Below are 20754 nucleotides of genomic sequence, written 5' to 3'. Positions count from 1 at the left end.
CCCCGCAATCTTATTGTTTCAATACAGTTCGTTCTAAATCTTCCGAATTAATTATTTCATACTTTGTTGTAAATAGCCTCTTCAAGGAGTAAAGATAAACAACACCCCAGTAGTAATCTGCCAGCTTTAAAGAATTTCCGGAAACAATACTGCCTTCCTTTTGCCCCTGTTCGATTATTTTAGTCATATATTTATATAGTTCCGACTGATAAGTCGTTCCATATGCAGAATTCCCCCCATTTTGTTCTAAAAGAATCTGTGTATTTAAAGCGATCATTCCGGCAAAAAGGTCATCTTCCTCCAACTGACGTAATACTTCTTTCGTCAGCTTGTGTATTTTCTGTTTGGCGGGTATCGGGAGATTCGCAAGAAGCTTTATCTGACTGATATCCTTTTCTCTATTGATCATCTGATGAATTTCTTGAAACAACTTATCCTTAGATTCAAAATAGACATATATCGTCCCTTGCCCAATTCCAATATACTTGGACAAGTCGCTGATTTTTGTTCCTGAAAATCCGTTCTTAGCAAAGTAAAGTATAGATTTGTGTAAGATTTTATTCCGCATGTCTGTTCTAATTTCTTCACAGCGTTCCGGCGATTTCGGCATGTCATCTCCTTTTATGAATGAATATTTGTTCATTGTTAGTTTATAGGAAAATACTGGTACCTGTCAAGTAAAACTTAGAAAAGTAAGTGTCGCTTTAATGCTATATATGTTTATAAATTGCTACCATACAAAAGGTAACAAACGATATGTATGCTTTTCGTAATCAATAAATTCTTCACCAAAATGTTCTATTAACGCTTTTTCTTCAACGTAGATTCTAGCGGAATAGCAAACTAAAGATAAAACAAGCACAATAAACAGCGCAATCACATTTCTTAAACAGATTACAGTACCCAATAAGCTGCATATACTACCCGTATACGCAGGATTTCTTACATTTCGATAGATTCCAGTGGTAATAAGGTGTTGTGTTGCCGCTGTCTGCACGGATAAGGTAAACGCTCTTTTTAATGTTAATACTGCCCATAAGCGAATCACTATTCCTGCCAATAATAATACAACTCCAAAATATGAAAATATAGCCGGTAATTTCAAATTGCGAAAACCGGCAGGAATATTATTTCCAACCATATAAAAGCTTATATAGATACATATATAAAAATTAAACATTAACATCCATTTGGTACCTTTATCTTTTTTATTAATTTTTTCTTTACCTGTACTTTTTTGGTATGTGTAAAGATTTATAAATAGTTCTGCCATTATCATCAGTAATAAAGCCGAATGAAATACATAAAATAAGCCTAAATCAGAAAACTTCGACGGATCACCCATTCTTATCTCTCCCTTCTTCCAGTAAACGGTTCATTTCTGCAACACTGCCTTTTTCTATACAATAGAAATAAAGATGAATTCCGACCATTACAGAAAAGTATGCAGCAGAACAGAATATTATATTGACAGCGCTCATCCCGATCCATCTGAACTTAATAGCAAAAAGCATAGTTATAGGATATATCAGAATGCTTTCTGTAATGAAATGACTAATATAGGTTTTAAAATTAATTCTTCCAATCAACTCATCCAGGATGCAGGTAAGAATTAAATATGCAACTACTTCAAAAGCAAACAAAGCAAAAATGTCTTGCTTTTCTTCTAAAATCCATTTTACAATTCCTGCCAATAGAATGATTACCGTAAAAGACATTGAAATTGCAGGAAGATATGTTTTTAATATCTTATGCACCATATTCTCTCCTAATCCTTTCTTTTAAGATTGCAATATATCTTCTCGATACAAGCAGATGTTCCCCATTTAGCAGTTCCACCTTAATCCTATGATTCGGATACGGTTTTAAACTTTTCAACATAGAGATATTTAATAATAACGATTTTCCAATTCTTATAATTGTCGTTCCTTCTAACGTGCTTTCAATGGTTTGAATAGTTTTCCGACTCTCATACACATCGTTACCCAAATATACAAATGTTTTTCTATCAGTTGTTTCAATATAATAAACTTGTTCTAAAGGGATCTTATATACTTTATCTTCTTTGAATCCTTCTATTACAAAATCATATTGCCTTATATATTGTATCATTTGCGTAATTCTTTCTGTCATCTCAGGATACTTTATTTCTATCTCTGTTTCCTGTAATTCCTTTTTATGTTGCAACATTAATTTCAAGGGGACACCTCCTTACATAATCAATATAAATCATTTCATTTTCCTGCTCAAGAGAATCTGCTTCAGATACCCTGAAAAATGTTCTAAATACCCATAGGTTACATAAGGTTCCCACTTGAATGTTACCTTTAACTCTCTCTCTACTTATATCGTCTCACATGATTCAGTGCTTGTCTTTACATTAAATAGATAATCTTTAAAATTTACAGCCAGATTTAACCTCAAATTTTTGATTTCATCTGCCTGCATATTCACCTTGTCAAATTGTGCAGCTTATTCTGCCTTATCAGGAATTTCAGCATTACTTTGAGCGCTGTGTCTATGAAATCTGCTTCTGAACCAATATTTTTGCTGAAATCAAAAGCAGTGCAGGCAAATTTTGCCCGCACTACTTTTCAAGTTCTTTTTTAAAATATTTCTTATATATTTTCCAATTGTACTCCTGTCGCGCTGAAATAATTCTGCCATTTTTTTGCGGGGAAGGAGCATAACTGTCTCAACCTCGAAGCCAGAAGGACCTTGGCGGCACTTATTTTCAACATAATATTAAACTTTATCAATACTATTAGATCCAACTTCTTTAACGATTTCCGAACCATCACTCCATTTCATTTGCTCAAGAAAATCTAAAATTGATTGCGAAAATACTTCCGTGGTATTCTTTTCAAATATGTCAATCTTCCCTAAGTCTATATCCGCAGGATTTCCGCAATAGCCTAATGGTGTTATTTTTTTAGCATATTCACCACCCTGAATCCATTGTCCAATATCTCTCGGGGTTGTATAAGATGGCTCTAATGTATGCGCTAGTGGAATATTTACTAATTCCTCAAAATTATGAATCATCCAGCTTGTCTCAAGTGCACCTGCATGGACATCAACGTATTTTGATTCCATAACATTTGTATCTGCTTTCATCATAACTTTTATAAGATAAGGCTGCTTTTCCATAAAGCCCAGTTGTGTAAAAAGATTTGTATCATTAACAAAATACACCCCTATGTTCTGTTCCGTATATGCTTTACCAACCGCCTCTATAATAGTTCTGATATGAATAAAATCCCCGTGAAAATTAAATAAAAATATCTTATTAAATCCCCACTTTTTTAAATTTCCTAATATCTCTAAAAGTAATGTGATCATTGTTTCCGGTTTGATTTCAAATGAACCGGTAAAGCCATTTGTTATGCTGTTTACCCCCCAATAGAATGGCGGTGCAATCACCGTTTCCACCCCCAGTTCTCTTAACTGCAAACTGATTTTTTCACAAATTGTCTGCGTGAGATAAATGTCTGTTCCCGTGCACAAATGAGGTCCGTGTTCTTCTACAACAGAAACAGGGAATAAAACACTTCCGTCTTTTGCAATTACTTTCTCAATTTCAGGGTAAGTCATATCCACCATTGTATGCTTAAAAATAGAATAGCTCATACCTATCACTCCTTAGTTTTTATTTTTATCATAAGGGGTGCCCTAAGGAGAGAGTCAATTCAAATTTAATTTTTTATTACCGGAAATTGTATTTCAGTTATAAAATTCTCGCTCTGGGGAGTAATAGCTTCGTTAATATAGTAATTTACTACACATGGTCCGGTTACTTTATATCCGCTTTTTTCAATATTGCTATATATCATTTCATATAAGTCATTCATTAGGCTCTCATAATTTCCTTCATGTATATAGCATGCGTACTCTCCTCCCGCAATATCCTCCTGGCAATATGTATTGGATATAAGGTCTGAATTTACCCCATACCCTATTTTCAATTCAATATTACTTGATGTTTTATCGGGCTTAAATATAGCCAGCGGCGACGAGTCTATACCTGAAATGCCAACGCCGTCCTGAATGAAATTATCTATGATTGATTTATAAAATTCTCTAAAAACATCCGGTTTATATTCGCCCCGGTATAATTTAAAAACAATCCGCCTCGTCTGTAATTTTTTTATGATTATTTGTGAATGTGCGTCAAATATTACTTTATCTTTTATACTTTCACATTGGCTTTGTAATAATTTTACTTTCTTAAGACTGCTTTGTAATTGTTGAATTTGTTCTTCAAGTTCATTTTCTTGCTCAGCGAGAATATTTTGCAAACTGTCAATTACATTTGCACTGCCGTCTTTTTGCAGAAAGCTTTTAATTTCTGTCAAAGAAACGCCTATCTCCTGTAATTGTTTTATAGTCATAATTCTTGTTATATGCCATTTTGAATAAAACCGGTAACCGTTGTCCTCATTTACCTTTGACGGCTTCAAAAGATCTAAATCATCATAATATCTCAACGTTTTATGCGAAATATTACATATTTTCGCTAACTGGCCAATACTTAATAGAATTCCATTGTCCATTTTCATATCATCTCTTCTCTACTGTTTTGACTCTATATTCCAAAGTAAGACCTGATGATACCTTGGAAGATATATCATTTTTTTAATCAATAGCATTCTTACTTTTAGTATCAACTGAATATTCACGCATGGCATTTGATGGTACCTCTGCAATTTGGACTACTGCTCTAATCCAACTTATTAAAAATCTAATGTCATCTGTTTTATCTCCTCAAAAGTTACTTTGCCGGCAGACCTTTAAAATCAATCAAAACTCTTATTTATCAATATTTATGTTCGTTCTAGCGGGCAAGCCGTTTCCACATGTGTCGGGTGTATGAAAAAGACCGCTCGCACTATTTTTTTGAGTACCGTGCCCTGCTTTTTTGCATGATAAGATTATAGCATAGGTTTGTGTTTTTGGCGATGCAATACATCCCCTTGGCGAAACGCCATGTCTTCTTTTGACGGGAATAATCGAAAGCAAACCGGCTGCCTCTTGAATGACATTCAGGCACTCTTTCGGAGCAGCTGCACAACAGCGTTTTCATCAAGGGAAATACTTTATTACGCTTTAATTTGTACACTTCTGCAATTAATTCATATCTTTCATTATATTTGTCGAAATATGTAACAAATTGGGCCTTTAAGAATATATTAAAGTGTAAATCGTTTTACAAATGAAATGGAAAGGGGAGCGGATAATGGCTACACAATTATTTAAGCTCGCAATCGATGCAACTACTACAACTGAAGTTGACGTTAAACCGGAAATAGATAGATATTTCTATCTGTTAAATGGTGATGATGTAACAGGCGGTGTTCTTACAATTGCGGCAACGAAATTTATAGACGATGCCGGCGATGTCATGACCGGTAATCTTACAACTGCTACTACAGACAATGGATATTATCTGCTATTTATAAATGGTGTATTACAGCAATCCAGCCTATACACCGTTAGCACTGATGGTTCCCAGGTTACTGTTAATGACGCAGCAACAATACCAGTTGGAGCTCCAATTACTCTAATTGTAACTAACTTTGTTCCAGAAGCTGATTCTGACACTACAGTAACCACTTGATTATTAAATTTGGGATGTGCTACCATTGCACATCCCTTTTCATCTATCACTTACTTTTTATACAATTAATCAGATAATAAAATATTTATTTACTTGAGGGTGGTCACTATGTTTGGAGATAACATGCTTTCTTTACATCGGGAAAAGAATCTATTAAATGCAGATGTATATCAATATAATACTTTGTCTGATGGAGTCAAAAGAATTTATACGAATGATGATGAATTAATTCAATATGGTGACAGAGGCATCCTCGATCCTAATGATGTCTCTTTTTTCGGCCTGTTTATTAATGGCGTATTGCAGCCAAAAGTTAATTATGAAATCCAAAAAGGCCTTCTCCTTCTTAAAACGGAGGATGTTCCTATAAAGAATTCTACCATTATTATCTCTTTTACTACTCTTGAAGATAAAAGTGCAAAAGCAACAAAGCTTAATTCTGCTCTGGTTGAAGGTATCCTTCCTTCAGGCGTAATCTCCAGCGGCCCTGCAACAGATATAGATATTTATGTACAGGATAACCTGAGCAACTGCCTTCATCTGGAAAGCACTCTTATGTGCGGCCCTGAATGTATTCCCTCAGGTTGTAACGGAACTTGGGAATTCACCTTAACAATAAGTAATATAAGCCATATACCCATCACAAATATTGTTATAGCAAATACGATTTTATTAGATTTAATCACTAATATTGAAAATACCTCTGTCTCCTGCGGAAGTATATTGATAAAAGATGGGGTAATTACCTGGGATATCGATACTCTGGACCTATGCGAATCCGCCACTGCTACTTTTAAAGCAGAGGGTTTCTTTCAAGTGGAGGGAATTCGTTGTATTGCCAGAAGCATGGCATATGGAAGTACCGTATCAGGTTCTGTAAACACTGATATTATTTGCATAAACCCTGTCAATGTCAGTCAAGGATTAGAACTCACTCAAGCCATTACCTCAGGTCCTGCAGAAATAACTGTTAATACAGCCAATACATGGAGGGTGGAAATAAAAATATCTAATCTTAGCGCTGATACTGTATCTGATATCCTAATAAGAGATATCTTGTTTGTTGATCATATCAAATGTGTAAAAGTCATCAGTATTTCTCATGGCACAGTAAATTTATCAGGCAATGAACTTCTTTGGAAAATTGATGTATTAAGAGAATTAGATACTTCAGTTCTTATAGTAGATATCGTGGGCTGCTTCTGCCTGAACGGGTCTAAAACTCTGGGTACCGCCTTAGGTGTAGGGCGTATGAATACCAGAAGGATTTTTTCTAACCTTTCTCAAGATTTTCAGATCGTAGTTTCTCCAAAGAGAAATATAGCAAAAAAGAAATTGTTATTACAAGCCCGTGTTTTTAATAAATCTATGAAGACATTCTTAGGCCATCCTAAAAAATGGACTTTCTCTCTCAATATTACTAACACAAACAATGAAATTATGAGAAATATCATTGTCATAGACTATATTCTTTTAGATGAATTTAAAAACATAACGATTAAATCTATAACATCGGGCAAAATATTGGTCTCTGATAACTCTATTATATGGAAGATCGAAAAACTTTTACCCTGTGAAACTTTGACTGCTATTATTGAAGTTGATGGTTTATTCAATACCATAGGATGCCGCTCACTAAGCAGAGCTATTGCCGGCGGCTCAGATTCAAATTCATGTATCATATCCAATATAACTTCGGGATGTCCCGTCAAAGTTTTTTCCCGATGCGAACATGCAGCGCCTTTTAGAATGAATCCCTGTTTTCCAGCGTATGCCTTTATGATTATCAGCGCCGTGAGCAGGGTTCAACAGCTCCTCTTTTGCTTGGACTATTTAGAAACTTTTGCCTGCAGCAATCCGGTTATCAACCCCGCATATGATATTTTCGAACTGAAAAAGTATCTCAATTTCCTGCTGCAGGAAGAATTATTATCTGTTCACGACAGGCCGGCCGGTATTCATAAGAATAATGATTGTCCTGATATCTTTGGTGATTTAACGATTGAGAAGTATATTGTATCAGGCCCCTTGGAAGTTAATGCAAATGAGATCAATACTTGGAGAGTTGAAATCAGGATATCCAATCATGGGTATGGTCCGGTTCACAATATTGTCATGACCGATACCTTACTATTAGATGATTTGACTTGTTTTAATCCCATAAGCTTTACCAAAGGTACTATATCTCAAGAAGGCAATATAATAACCTGGGATATCGGAACTTTAAATTCCAGGAATACAGTAGTATTACTGGCAGAAATCACCGGCTCTTTTCATAAGAAAAACAATAAAATTCTCAATGTTTCTGATTATCAATACAATACCGTTTCAGATGGCATTAAAAAAGAGTTTACGGATATCGATGAATTATTAATATATGGAGACTATGGTATCCCTGATCCAAAGGATGTATCCTTCTTTAACCTCTATATTAACGGAGTATTGCAGCCTGAAACTAATTATTCTGTCGAAGCCGGTCTTCTAACCCTGACCATAGCAGAACCACCGAAAAAAGATGTGCCCATTATTCTTGAATATTTAGTAATCAAAGATGATAACAATCAACTGCTCAAGGCGGAAACCTATCAGTATAATACCTTGTCAAACGGAGGAAAAACTTATACCGATGCAGACGAATTAACTGTTTATGGAGACCGGGGGATTCTGGATCCTAATCAAACTTCTTATAATAACCTTTTTGTGAATGGAGTCATTCAGCCAAGTATCAATTATACCATTGAGCGAGGAATCCTGACATTGACAGTCGCACATGCTCCTATGGAAGAATCTCCTATTCTGATAAGATTTGTTTCTCTATATCTATAAAAGATATTTATAAAAAAATTAAGTTATTATTTAGCCAAATATATACAGATAACATTTCTCAGAAAAATTCATATAATATAGAAGCAGTAAAGCTGCTTTCGATAAAAAGCGTTGTTTTTGCGCCGTCAATCTTGATTATAGGAACATGTTTCAGTTTTCTATAATATAGATTATATGGCCTTTAAAATATCTTGACAGGAGTTTATCCATGGGAAGTAATACAAAACTGATGAGTATCGTTTTTAATTTAGAAGATCCCATATTTACAAGAGAATATCCATCTGATATTGTCTTGTTTCGAACCTTTACCACACTTCAGACCAATACAACTATATGGACACCCGGTACCGGCAAAAGCATTTTCCTCACTGCATTGCAAGTTTCTGCTCCTGCCCCGCTGGTTGTCCAATTAAACAGAGGAAGTAATGCTGCCTTTATGTCAATAGCTCTTACCAGTACCCTTGCCACTTATGGTTTAAGCTTTCCTTCACCAATTGAATTTAATCCTAATGAGATAATCTCCATTACAACCAGCACGGCAGGAACAATCAATATTACTCTTTTAGGCTATGAGTTTTAATGCATTGACAGGAAATCCAAGGAGAGCTATATAATGAAACATAATATTCAAGTGAAGAACAGCATACAGGCATCAAACCAGCAAATACTATTAGCTATTAAAAAAAGTTCTGATATCATCAATTATTATAGCGTAGGTATACAGCCTTCAAAAACAATTCTTTGGACACCGGAACCACAAAAAAGTATTTATCTCACCTCTGTTCAAGTATCTGCTCCGTTAGCAGTATCAATTTTATTAAGTGATGATGATATCGATTTTTTATCTCTGAAAATAACACAACCTTTTAGTACTGTAAGCCAAGCCTTTCCTTCACCTTTCAAGCTTACAACCGGCAATTCTCTTATGTTGAGTACTTCTGACGAGGATATATCATGTAATATTAACGGTGCTGCAACCGCTACTCAAGTTGCCTACAATGGCAGAAGTGATTTCACTAATGTTAATAATGCAATAGGGCTTTCCAACGGGACACTGGCTTCTCTAAGCTCAGCCCTGCTCACTCAAGCCCGGGGGAGACTTGTCCTAGGATATAGTATATTACCAACACAATACCAGTATTTCGAGATTGAACAGGTTACAATAAAATATTATTGCCGCCTTAGTCTGACTCTTGCTGTAGGTGTCAGTTCCATGATTCTTTATTGGCGGCCAAATACCCAGGTGGATTGGACTCAATTGCAAGAAATAAGTCTGTCTATCATAGGATCTGTAAATTATTTGACCAACCCAATCCAATATGATATTACAGATACGGTACTGGGAGCCCCTGATCCTTGGGCGGTAATCAATAACTTACAAACATCTTTTGTAGGAACACATACCGGTCTTGGCATTGGAAATATTGTGCAGTTAGATGCCATAGAAATTCAAATCTGCATGTCAGGCAAGAATCAAATTACGGTTTTCGGATATGAAGCTTAGTTTTTCCTCAATACCTGATTATGATGCAAAATCAATCAGATTTTGATGTATCTAAGCCTTATTATTATCTTGAAACACCGATTTTCGGCATATAGCACTGCCATCTCCGCATGCCTTTTCACTGTAATTGTGATAGCCATAAAAATAAAAACTGCCAGCAATAAAATCCTCTTCATACAGAGTATTTTTACCTTAGCAGTTTTTTCAGCAGCGAAACTTCCTCCCTGCTTACATATATTAATATTATCTCAGATTCATCGCCAGAGTATTAGCTGCCAGCATACCGCTATATAAGGAGCCCTGCATCCAGCCATGCTTCACAGAAGTATGTTCACCGGCAAAAAAAACACGGTTATTATATTCCGGTTCAAGGATAGTATGAGCGAAATTTATTTTTTGACCGGGAAGGTCTACCGCAAATGCTCCCCGAAACCACTGCTGCTGGTTCCAATCTACCATTTTATTACATTTCACAATAGAATCCAGGAATTTTTCCGGCAGCCCATGTACCTCTTCCACATTTCTCTTAACCAGCGAGAACTTCCTGCTTTCGCTTTGATTCGCAACTCGTATGGAATCCTGGTTTACATTATAAGAGGAAACCAATACACCCGGTTCTAATGGTGAGCAGGAAGATGGCTCCGTACACTGGATATGATCGGAGGGATATATAATGGACTGAATCGGCAGATCAGTAAAAGAAATACCTCCATTCATCCTTCCATATGCCGTATTTTCTTCCCAAAAACGTCGATTACAGAAAAACGCCGCCTTAAAGGAATCGGAGTAAAATAATTCCCGGATAGCTTGCATTTTCTGATTTCTGAAAAATGGTTTTATATCTATTTCCCGTAAGGTGGAGAATGGGATGGCGCAGATAACATAATCAAATTCTTCATATATATTTGTCTTACAAGTGCTATTATACCTGAGAATAACTTTACTTCCAGAGGAATTCTGATAAATGCCGGTTATATTATGGCCGAAGTTGATATTAACATTCCCAAGCAAATCCGGTGCAATATCATATTCTCCCGGATCGCGGGAGATAAGCGAATTATAAAAGGCACAGGGAAGGTTAATCATACCTCCGGCTATCCGGTAAGTGTTCAGATAATCCATGGAATATAACTCCTGTAGGGGTTCACCGTAACTGGTATTAAGCAGTCCTCCGGTCAGAGAGTCCGTACTGGCTATTAAATTTATGGCATCCTGGCTTAAACCGAGCATCTCCAGTATCTCTCTTATACTGTTGTTTAAATAGAATGAATACTCCGGTGAATACGCCGGCAGAATCTGCAGCAATTCTCTCCGGATATCCGGAGTCAGACTTAGTAAAGCAGAATCAAAAGCATAGGCATTTAACTCTGACCATGGCAAAGACTTTTCATAATCAGTAAGATTAAATAAGGGATATAAATATTTTGTTATATTGTCTCCGTCCCGATCTCTCCGTATTCTGGTGTTATGAACGTATATAAAATTGTTGGGAAAAGGTGAAGTAATTGAAATGGTATTCAGATGCAGCAAATTTATATAATGCCAGGTTGTACCATGGGACAAGGGAATTCTCATAGGACCAAATTCTCCGTAATACCGCCTGTCCTGATCAAAATAGTAAGTGTACACCCTTCCGCCTATGCGGTCTTCCATGGCATCATACAGAGTAATCTCTGCTCCAATCTTTCTCAATTCAAAGGCCGCGGATAAACCTGCCAGACCTGCACCTATTATGCCAACTTTAAGGTTTTTATGTGATCCGGGAGCAGCATAGGAGGTAATATCAGGCGGGGGATTTAATAGTTCAACTACATTTTCAAAGTCTTCCGGCCGGCCGGCGTTTATAAAAGCATTTCTTAATATTTCATATCTTGTGGAATCGCTTGGATTCGTCAGATAATTCGCTGCTTGATCAGACATATAAGAATGCCTTTCATCAACTCTCTTGTTGTAAATGTATTATTTGAGCTTTGAAAATATACTTGTGGAAAACTAATTTAGTGGAAATTAACCTACTTAAACTTAAAAATAACTATAATCGTAATTTAAATTATATTTGATTAAAAATAAGTCATTAAACATTTGCATCTGTTGCAAAGGCCTCTGAACCCATTGGTGAAATTGTGACGTAAAGACGCAAGACATCTTCGCCAGTATTTATAACCTGCAGACTTTCCTGCCCATCAACCTGCATTAACTCGCCCACTTGCAACGAGGTTTCATTACCGTCCGTAACCACCTTGGCATTCCCTTCCATGACCTGCAGGAAAAGGGTTGATTCCAGATGTGTGTGTCCCGGCAGTATTTCCCCTTTTGCAATGTTTAGAACAAAAGCAATTACATTATCGCTTTTGAAAATCATCCGCTTGGCAATTTTCCCCTGAGGCTCATGAAAATAATCATTAAAAATAAACTTGTTCATAGATAAATACTCCTTTCATTTAATCTTACACTTTAATATGCCCCAATCGGGGCATATAATAACTAATTTCTTTTCTACAAAATGTTTAAATATTTTATAAGGAAATTATGTCATTGACATTTTCATTTTTTTGATAATTTCTTCTAATGTTTCCATCAAAACTTTTGCCTTTTCAAACTCATTCATTCGAAGCATATGTTGAATTCTGGTTTCTGTCTCTTTTTTCTCCTGCTCCAGCAGCAGATAATCTTTATCAAAATGATTAGCATAAATCATCTGTCGGAATTTACGGATGCTCATTCTGCGCACAGTATTATTTTCTACCCAAAGTACATAGTCCATGCAATTAGCCACCGTATAATAATCGTGAGACACCATAAGGATTGCTCCTTTATATTCTGAAACAGCCTGTTCCAATGCAATTTGCGCATAAATATCCAAATGCCCTGTCGGTTCATCCAACAGCAGGAAGTTAGCTTTTTCTAATGAGATTACAGCTAATTGAAACAAGTCTTTTTCTCCGCCAGATAATTCACTCACTTTCTGGCCAAGAGTCTCTCCTTCAAAACCATACTTTTTCAAATAGCCAGCTGCATCATTTTTCGTATCAAAACCTTTTTCCTGGAAAATTTCGAGCAAAGTTTTTGCATCATCATATAGTGAGCCTGTAATCTGGGAAAACATACTTATCTCTGCATCTTCGCTAATCTTAATAGTATCCTTCCTACTTTCAAAGATTTCACGAAGTAATGTTGTTTTCCCGGTTCCATTACTCCCAACAATCGCCACATGTTCTTTTGGCTTCATTTCAAAATCCACATGTTCTAAAAGTTGTTCCTCAAATGCGACACTATAGTCAGTCAATTCAAGAATATTGCCATTTTCTATTTCTCTTTCAAACTCAAATTGAATCTCCGGCTGCTTAATATCTACGAAAGGAACTTTTGTTTTTCTCGTTTTTAGTCGATCCAGCAAGGTCTGTCTTGCATGGACGGTTTTTCCAAGAGATGCGTTATCCATCGCTGTCGCTCTTGCCCTGGCTTTTTCCACGATCTTACTCTGACGTTCAATCTCTGCCTGGTCCGCTGCAGCCGCTTCTTCTAAATCGATTTTCATAGCAAGGAGTTCATAATTGTATTCTATATAGGTTCCTTCAAATTCCTGAACATCCATATTTTCCATGTGAAGTATCTTGTTAAAGCAGTGGTTTAACAAATACCGGTTATGCGTGATAATAAGAAGCGTTCCCTTATGGGCATTGATCAGATCTCTTAATGCATTCAGATGTTCAAAATCCAGGAACACATCAGGTTCGTCCATAATAAGAAATCTTGGACTCAGCATCATCTCTCTGATAACCTGAACCAGCTTAAATTCTCCACCGCTCAGGCTACTGATTTTCTGTTCTTCCAGCCTTTGCAAATTTGCTACCCTTAACTGCTTTTTAATGTTGCTTTCGTAATAATCTCCGTCAATCGCATTGAATTCATCTAATACTTTCTGATATTCCTCGAAGATTATTTCCAGCTCTGCCGCCGTCTCCATTTCCTTACAAAAATCAGCGATTTTCTGCTCAATCTTTACAAACTCCTCGCTGATATACTGAAAAACAGTCATATCTTTTTTTTGATCTGATTGCGAAAATTGGCTGACATAACCAATCCTGCCTGCGCCATCAATTTCTATTTTCCCATCATACAAATACTCTTCCGAATGCATCAGCAGCTCGATCAAAGTACTTTTCCCGGTACCGTTGGTGCCGATCAATGCACAATGCACATCCTCTTCTATTGTAAATGAAATATTTTTGTATAAATCCTTTTGCGGATACGAATAAGACAAGTTTTGAACCTTAATCACGATTATCTCCTATAACATTTCTGTTTTTATTTTTGTACAAGCTTTACCTTAAGTTATTATTATGGCGGAAAACCCTCATCTCAACCATTAAGTTCCAAACTGCATGTACTTTTATATTGTAGCATATTTGCTCACAAAATCGATATGTAAAAACAAAAAAATTCACGCCTATATTCCATATATATGGAATATAGACGTGGGATGTAAATTTTTGATATGGTTTTAATTTCCAGCAATTATTCGGCTGCTTTCAGGCTTACCTTTTTAATTGTTACAAGACCGAGCGGTGCTTCTACTCCATTGATATCATTTTTGCCCATTGAGATCACAAAGCTTGCCGCTTCATCCGTATCGTTATTCATGGTAAATGTACCATTAAGCGTTTGCTCTATTCCAGCCGTCAGAATGCCCCCGTCGCCTCCGTACCAGGTTCCGCCGCTCGATGAGCAGCCAAAGCCGACTTTTCTTTCTACTGTAGAATTAAACAGGATTTCTATATTATAGGTTTTGCCTTTCTCCAGCTTTAATCCGTCCTGTTTCAGCTGGACGTGCCACTCTTCTGTTCCTAAGCTTGTTACGTTTATCGCCGCCGTGTTTGCAGACCAATCTGCATCTGCTGCACCTGTGTCCGATAATGCCAGATACCAGGAAGCATTGCCTGCAGCAAAATCACTATTTTGAATCAGGTTGACTGCGGCTCCGGTTTCACTTCCGCCACCGATTTCACTTCCATCTCCGGTTCCAGTTCCGTCTCCGGTTCCAGTTCCAGTTCCGCTCCCATCAGCTACCTTTAAACTTACCTTTTTAACCGTTACCAGACCGAGCGGAGCTTCTACTCCACCGATATCATTTTTTCCCATTGAAATCACAAAGCTTGCCGCTTCATCCGTATCATGATTCATAGCAAGTGTGCCCTTAAGCGTTTTCTCTCCGCCGGCCGGCAAAACATCTCCGCCGCCTCCGTACCAGGTTCCGCTGCTTGACGAGCAACCAAAACCAACTTTTCTTTCTACTGTAGACTCAAACAGGATTTCTATATCATAGGTTTTTCCTTTTTCCAGTTTCAATCCGCTTTGCTTCAATTGAACATGCCACTCTTCTGTTCCCAAATTCGTTACGTTTATCGCCGCTGTTTTTGCAGACCAATCTACGGTTGCTGCTCCCGGTGCTGTTACTGCGAGATTCCAATTAAGTTCACCTGCGGAAAAATCACTATTTTGAATCAGATTGCCTGCGACCCCGGTTTCACTTCCGCCTCCGGTTTCCGTTCCTGTTGCTTCGGTTAGGCTTACACTCTTAATTATAACTTTTCCTGCCGGTGTACTATCTCCAATCTTGCCCATCGATATAACAAAAGACATCTCCGGATTTGTCGATTTGCTTACTGTAAAGCTCTTCTCGAATGTAAATTCTTCTCCGGCATTTAAATTAAATGCTTCTCCGCCATACCAATCGTATGATGCAGTAAGACAATCATATTTTATCGTACGGCTTACCGTAGATTCCGCCACAATCTTAACATTATATATTTTACCATTTTCAAGCTTGATGCCATTCTGTTTGAGCTGTACATTCCAGTCTTCCGTCCCCGGATTTTCTACATTTATTGCTGTCGCATTGGCATTCCAGCTTACGTCTGCTACGCCAGGAGTAGTAGACGCAAATATCCAATTACTATCGCCCTCTGCAAAATCAGCATTTTTGAGTAAATTGCCGGTTTCTTCATTTCCGCTTCCTGATGTACAGACTACACTTACATTTTTAATCGTAACCTTTCCTGTCGGTGTACTATCCCCTATTTTACCTAAAGATATCAGGAAGTCTATGGCTGAATCAGTTTCCTTTTCTACGGTAAAGCTATGCTCAACCAGAAGTTCTTCTCCTGCATTTAAGTCGAATGTTTTTCCGGCATACCAATCATACGATTTGGTAAGGAAATCGAATTTAACTGCACGGGCTACATCAGATTCCAGTAAAACCTTAACATCATATGTCTTACCTTTTTCAAGCTTTAAACCACTCTGCTTAAGCTGTACATTCCAGTCATTCGATCCTGCATTCGTTACATCAATTTCTGCCGCATTTTTCTGGAAGCTGTATGTCGCCTCCCCCGGTGCATTAACTGCTACTATCCAGTCTTCCGAGCCCTTCGCAAAGTCGCCGTTCTTAATCAGCTCCGCACCGTTATTTTCGCCCGTATTTTCGTCTGCCGGCTTTTCTACCTCTTCAATGTTAACTGCACCGATGAAGATATTATGTTCGCTGGCAATCTTTGCTCCGCCAATAGCACCCATAGAAAGAGTACATATTGTTTCCGGATCGGTGTCATTGGTCATCTCAAAGGTCTTGCTGAATGTCTGATACACATTTGTCAGCGTTTTAACATCTGTTGCATATCCGGTCCAGTCACCATTGTGGATATTTCCATCTCTCTGTAATGCAAACTGAAGAGCTCTATCCACATCCGCTCTCGCTTTAACGGAGAATTTGTACCATTTTCCTTTTTCTAATACGATATGACGCTGCATAAGCTGGATTTTCCACTCTGCGTCACCATTGTTCTGTATGTTTATCTTTGCTGCCGTTTCTCCATTATCGTCCACCGCAGAACTTTTCACTCCGGAAGCGATGGAAGAGTCAGCAAATGTTTCCCATCCGATCAGTCCGTTATCAAATTCACCATTTATGATCAGTCCCGCTTCTTTCAGCTCCACGTTGTCTATATAAGTAACCCCTGCCGCGCCGAGGAAGAGCTCCAGATCTTTTCCGTTCAATGGATTATTGGTATCAAACTTATAAGTATACGTCTTTGTTTCCGTCGTCAGATTCGCTTCAAAAACCTGTCCGTCAATCTTTGCCTGTATGGTCTTTGCCCGATCGCCGCGTGCATCAAAGGACAGCGCATATGTCTTACCCGGTAAAATTGCAAGCTTTGTCTGCCTAAGCACTAACCTGGAGAGATCTGCCCCTGACTCCGGCACGTTGACCTTAAGCTCACGAACAAGTTGTCCGGTTCCGTTCTGCTCATTGGTTACTTCAACCTTTGCTCCTGCAATCCCGTTGTCTATATTCCAGTAAGCAAGTCTTCCTTCGCCTATTTGGAATTCACCGTTGTATACATGATTTCCATCTGAAAGAATTGATTTTTCATTAGATATCTCAACGTCTCCTGTTTTTTCCAAACGCACATTTCTAATTTCTACTGCCGCAACGGAACCCTGTTTACCCAGGTTAAATTCAACTCGTCCGTTTGCGTCGCTTTCACTTACCACCGCGAAATCATAGGAATATGACTTCCAATCGGTTTCTAATGCAACCCTTGTATCTGCCAGATAACGGCTCCACCCTTTATCCGGCGCAGATATATCCGTTATCATATTACGAGGTTCATCTGCCTTTGCTTCAAACGAAAGCTTATAAGCTGTGCCCTTTTTCATCGGCAAACCCGCCTGTACCAGCTGTACAGAATACTCCTGCTCACCTTCGGATGTACTTTCTATTCTGATTTTTCCATCTTTAATGACCGCTGTTGCCATGCCGCCCAGTGCTGTCATGAACTTCCAGTCTTTTTCATCCCCAAGCGATTCCGCCGTTTTAAAGTCACCGTTGTTTATAAAGTTTCCGGTTTCATCTGCATCTCTAAGCACAACCTCTTCTTTTTCCGGTTTTGTTACATTCGTATCATAAGAATCGAGCTGGCTTATTTTTACCCAGTCAACCAATAACTCTATGTCGTCAAAATTCTGATCCGCGTTGGGACTTCCCGGCCAGTTTCCGCCTACTGCCAGATTAAGTATAACGCCGAACTCCTGATCAAAGGGCGCCGGATAGGTAAGCGGATCTTCTCCTTCCACTCTAGCCGTATACCAGTCATTTACCTTATGGAATACTTTTCCATCTACGCTGAATTCAAGACTGTCCGGTTTCCATTCTACCCCATAGATGTGGAAATCGTCCGTGTATTTTTCTCCGCCATCTAAATCCTTAAAGCCTTGGCTTTCTGCATGAGGCACACCATAATGAATCGTACTATATACTCTTCCCGGTTTATCCCCTACAACTTCCATAATATCGATTTCACCGCATCTGGGCCATTGTCCATAGAATTGTTCGTTGGTTGGCATCATCCAGAATGCGGGCAATAAGCCCTTTCCTTCCGGCGCTTTTATTCTCGCTTCTATTTTCCCATAAGTATATCCAACTTTGCCCAGCGTGCTTACCCTGCCCGATGTATAGTATGGTACTCCGTCCTTCATGGTTTTGATCGCCTTAAGAGCAAGACATTTGGTAGTTGTGCCGTCCTTTTCTTTCACTTCTTTTATGTAAACATTATCCGCTGAATTTACATATTCCTGAAGCTCAGCGTTTACCCAACCCGCCTGATGTTCTTCAATATTCCAAACACCGGCATCCAGAGTATCACCGGAAAAATCTTCCGTCCACTCTACTTTATATTCGTCCGGATTTTCATTGTTATTATTATTGTTGCCGTTATTATTGCTGTTATTGTTGTTATTATTGTTATTGCTGTTTTGGTTTCCGCCGCCGTTTCCATGGTTATTTCCATTTCCGCTGCCGCCTACACCATTACTTCCATTCTGATTCTGATTTTTATTTCCATTTTCCTGATTTACTTTTTTATTATTTTTATCAGCTTTATTGTCTTTGCCGGCATCGGCGCGGCCGCTTTTACCGACAGCGATTTTGCAGATTGCTTTCTTACCGCTTCCGTCTGCAGCCGTTGCTGTAATTACTGCATTTCCTGCTCCTTTTGCTGTTACAACACCCTTTGTCGAAACGGATGCTACTGCTGCATTAGAGGTTGTCCATACTACTTCTTTCACCTTCGCATTTGCGGGTTTTATCGATACAGTCAACGTAAAAGTTTCTCCTTTTGTCATTGCACGGCTGCTTTCGCTGATTATGACCTCGCTTACCGGAATATCAACATAAACCTGCAGCTTGGCACTTTTGCCGCTTCCGTCTTCCGCTTTTATCGTAATTGTTGCTTTTCCTTCTTTAACCGCTTTCACTTTTCCTTTTTCCGTAACCGTAACTATACTTTCATCGCTCGAAATATAAGATACGTTCTTATTGGAAGCATTTTTCGGAAGAACATCTGCCTTTAGGCTATATGTTTTTCCCTTTTTCAGCACCAATGTTTTGGTCGCCGGTTGAGTAAGGGTTATACTCTTTACCTTTGCGGACGACTTATCCGCCGTCTTACTCTTCGCAGACTTCTTGTCCACCGTTGTGTTCTTTTCCTTCTCCGACGTTTTGTCCGCCGCTGCACTCGCTGCCACTGTTGTCTTTTCTTTTGCCTGTACAACAATCAGATACACACCTGCGCCGGCAGCCACCAGCACCAGTGCAAGCAAGGATGCAATGAATCGCACTCTTACTTTTTCTATCTTCTTCATTTCGACTTCCTCCATCTTTTTTTATTTTACCTTGCGTAAACGGTTTTTATTACCAGCTTTCTAATGTCTTATTATAGTAAATATCCCTTACACTTATATCACTTTTCTTTGGATTGTATCATTTTTTTTAGGTGAATTGAAATTTTAAAGAAATAGAAAAAACAGACCTCTTGAGAGCTGTACAAAAATTAGTCAATTACGAACGTTTATGATAGAATAAGGGCAGATAAATTTGGGGGCAGAAGGAGGTTCTTATGAACACTGAGCGCAAGTTACTTCATACTGAATTTTTACAGCGTGAAAATGAACTTCATCACAAGCTTTACGGGACGGAAATAACTTTCTTTGAAGCGGTGAAAGCCGGGAATATAAAGCAGGTCCGCGAATGTATGTCGCCATTAGACGACAGGGAGCTTGGAGCGCTATCCGCAAATCCTCTGCGGAATATGCGCTATCATCTAATTATTACCATTGCTTTTATTACCCGTTTCTGCATAGAAGGCGACATGCCTACGGAAACAGCTTATAACCTGAGCGATTTATATATACAAAAAGCGGACCTCTGCGCCAGCAAGGCCGAGTTATCCGCTTTACATAAAAAAATGATTTTCGATTTTACAAAACGAATGAGCCGGCTGAAGAAAAAGAATGTTCATTCGCGTCCGATCAGCATGTGTCTGGACCAGATTCATGCGTCGCTTCATAATCCCATATCCATAGAATCCCTGGCTGCCGGTGTTAGCCTGAATCCTACCTATCTCTCAACTCTTTTCAAAAAAGAGATGGGGGTTACCATCAATGCCTATATCCGCAGCAAACGCATTGAAGTCGCCAAAAATATGTTGAGATTCTCTGAATATTCCTCAGTAGATATCGGCAATTATCTGGCGTTCAGCTCCCATAGTTATTTCATCCATGTATTCAAACGCGAAACCGGACTCACCCCGAAGGAATTCCGGGAGAAATCCTTTCGGAGCAGTTGGAACGATTAACTTTCGTCATAATATTCCCATCGGTGTCTTCGGTATGCCAATCAATATTCTTTGCATGCAATAACAAAAAGGTGTGCCCCAACGCTTTTATATCTTCCTCTGCTTCTCATATT

Annotated in this window: 15 protein-coding genes; 5 read left to right on the top strand and 10 right to left on the bottom strand. The window is 38.3% G+C overall.

What is annotated here, in order from left to right:
- Positions 1-10: 10 nt before the first annotated feature.
- From CC90_RS0117610 to CC90_RS0117580, 6 genes are all read right to left on the bottom strand, one after another.
- Positions 11-610: a TetR/AcrR family transcriptional regulator gene (locus tag CC90_RS0117610; RefSeq protein ID WP_031392033.1), complete on the bottom strand. Its 600-nt coding sequence runs from the start codon at positions 608-610 to the stop codon at positions 11-13.
- Between the two features lie 120 nt (positions 611-730).
- Positions 731-1345: a methyltransferase family protein gene (locus CC90_RS22590; protein ID WP_035315820.1), complete on the bottom strand. Its 615-nt coding sequence runs from the start codon at positions 1343-1345 to the stop codon at positions 731-733.
- Positions 1338-1760 (bottom strand): hypothetical protein, encoded by a 423-nt coding sequence (locus CC90_RS0117600; protein ID WP_031392031.1) that lies wholly within the window; start codon positions 1758-1760, stop codon positions 1338-1340. Before CC90_RS0117600 ends, CC90_RS22590 begins: the two co-directional genes overlap by 8 nt.
- Positions 1750-2190 carry a LytTR family DNA-binding domain-containing protein gene (locus CC90_RS0117595; protein ID WP_051869754.1) on the bottom strand — a complete coding sequence of 147 codons (441 nt, stop codon included), beginning with the start codon at positions 2188-2190 and terminating at the stop codon, positions 1750-1752. Before CC90_RS0117595 ends, CC90_RS0117600 begins: the two co-directional genes overlap by 11 nt.
- A 555-nt stretch (positions 2191-2745) precedes the next feature.
- A complete protein-coding gene (locus tag CC90_RS0117585; RefSeq protein ID WP_081906042.1) occupies positions 2746-3630 on the bottom strand; it encodes a creatininase family protein in 885 nt (294 codons plus the stop codon).
- A gap of 65 nt (positions 3631-3695) precedes the next feature.
- Positions 3696-4559 carry a MerR family transcriptional regulator gene (locus tag CC90_RS0117580; protein WP_031392028.1) on the bottom strand — a complete coding sequence of 288 codons (864 nt, stop codon included), beginning with the start codon at positions 4557-4559 and terminating at the stop codon, positions 3696-3698.
- A gap of 677 nt (positions 4560-5236) precedes the next feature.
- Here CC90_RS0117580 and CC90_RS0117575 point away from each other — a divergent pair.
- The 4 genes from CC90_RS0117575 (at position 5237) to CC90_RS0117560 (ending at position 9947) form a co-directional block, all read left to right on the top strand.
- Positions 5237-5617, top strand: a complete 381-nt coding sequence (locus tag CC90_RS0117575) for a DUF4183 domain-containing protein (RefSeq protein ID WP_031392027.1) — start codon at positions 5237-5239, stop codon at positions 5615-5617.
- A 108-nt stretch (positions 5618-5725) separates the two neighbouring features.
- Positions 5726-8443, top strand: a complete 2718-nt coding sequence (locus tag CC90_RS0117570; protein WP_031392026.1) for a DUF4183 domain-containing protein — start codon at positions 5726-5728, stop codon at positions 8441-8443.
- A gap of 208 nt (positions 8444-8651) precedes the next feature.
- A complete protein-coding gene (locus CC90_RS0117565) occupies positions 8652-9023 on the top strand; it encodes a hypothetical protein (protein ID WP_031392025.1) in 372 nt (123 codons plus the stop codon).
- A 33-nt stretch (positions 9024-9056) separates the two neighbouring features.
- Positions 9057-9947 carry a hypothetical protein gene (locus CC90_RS0117560; protein WP_051869750.1) on the top strand — a complete coding sequence of 297 codons (891 nt, stop codon included), beginning with the start codon at positions 9057-9059 and terminating at the stop codon, positions 9945-9947.
- 243 nt (positions 9948-10190) lie between these two features.
- Here CC90_RS0117560 and CC90_RS0117550 read toward each other — a convergent pair whose 3' ends face one another.
- From CC90_RS0117550 to CC90_RS23325, 4 genes are all read right to left on the bottom strand, one after another.
- Positions 10191-11867, bottom strand: coding sequence for a flavin monoamine oxidase family protein (locus tag CC90_RS0117550; RefSeq protein ID WP_031392023.1), 1677 nt, complete (start codon positions 11865-11867; stop codon positions 10191-10193).
- Between the two features lie 154 nt (positions 11868-12021).
- Positions 12022-12369: a cupin domain-containing protein gene (locus CC90_RS0117545; RefSeq protein WP_031392022.1), complete on the bottom strand. Its 348-nt coding sequence runs from the start codon at positions 12367-12369 to the stop codon at positions 12022-12024.
- A gap of 105 nt (positions 12370-12474) precedes the next feature.
- Positions 12475-14229, bottom strand: a complete 1755-nt coding sequence (locus CC90_RS0117540) for an ATP-binding cassette domain-containing protein (protein ID WP_031392021.1) — start codon at positions 14227-14229, stop codon at positions 12475-12477.
- 236 nt (positions 14230-14465) lie between these two features.
- Positions 14466-19649 (bottom strand): carbohydrate binding domain-containing protein, encoded by a 5184-nt coding sequence (locus CC90_RS23325; protein WP_051869749.1) that lies wholly within the window; start codon positions 19647-19649, stop codon positions 14466-14468.
- 254 nt (positions 19650-19903) lie between these two features.
- Here CC90_RS23325 and CC90_RS0117525 point away from each other — a divergent pair, with 254 nt between their 5' ends.
- Positions 19904-20641 (top strand): helix-turn-helix transcriptional regulator, encoded by a 738-nt coding sequence (locus CC90_RS0117525; protein WP_031392020.1) that lies wholly within the window; start codon positions 19904-19906, stop codon positions 20639-20641.
- Positions 20642-20754 lie beyond the last annotated feature (113 nt).

Source organism: Kineothrix alysoides, assembly GCF_000732725.1.
Classification (GTDB): Bacteria; Bacillota; Clostridia; order Lachnospirales; family Lachnospiraceae; genus Kineothrix; species Kineothrix alysoides.
This window is presented reverse-complemented; position numbering and strand designations above follow the sequence as displayed.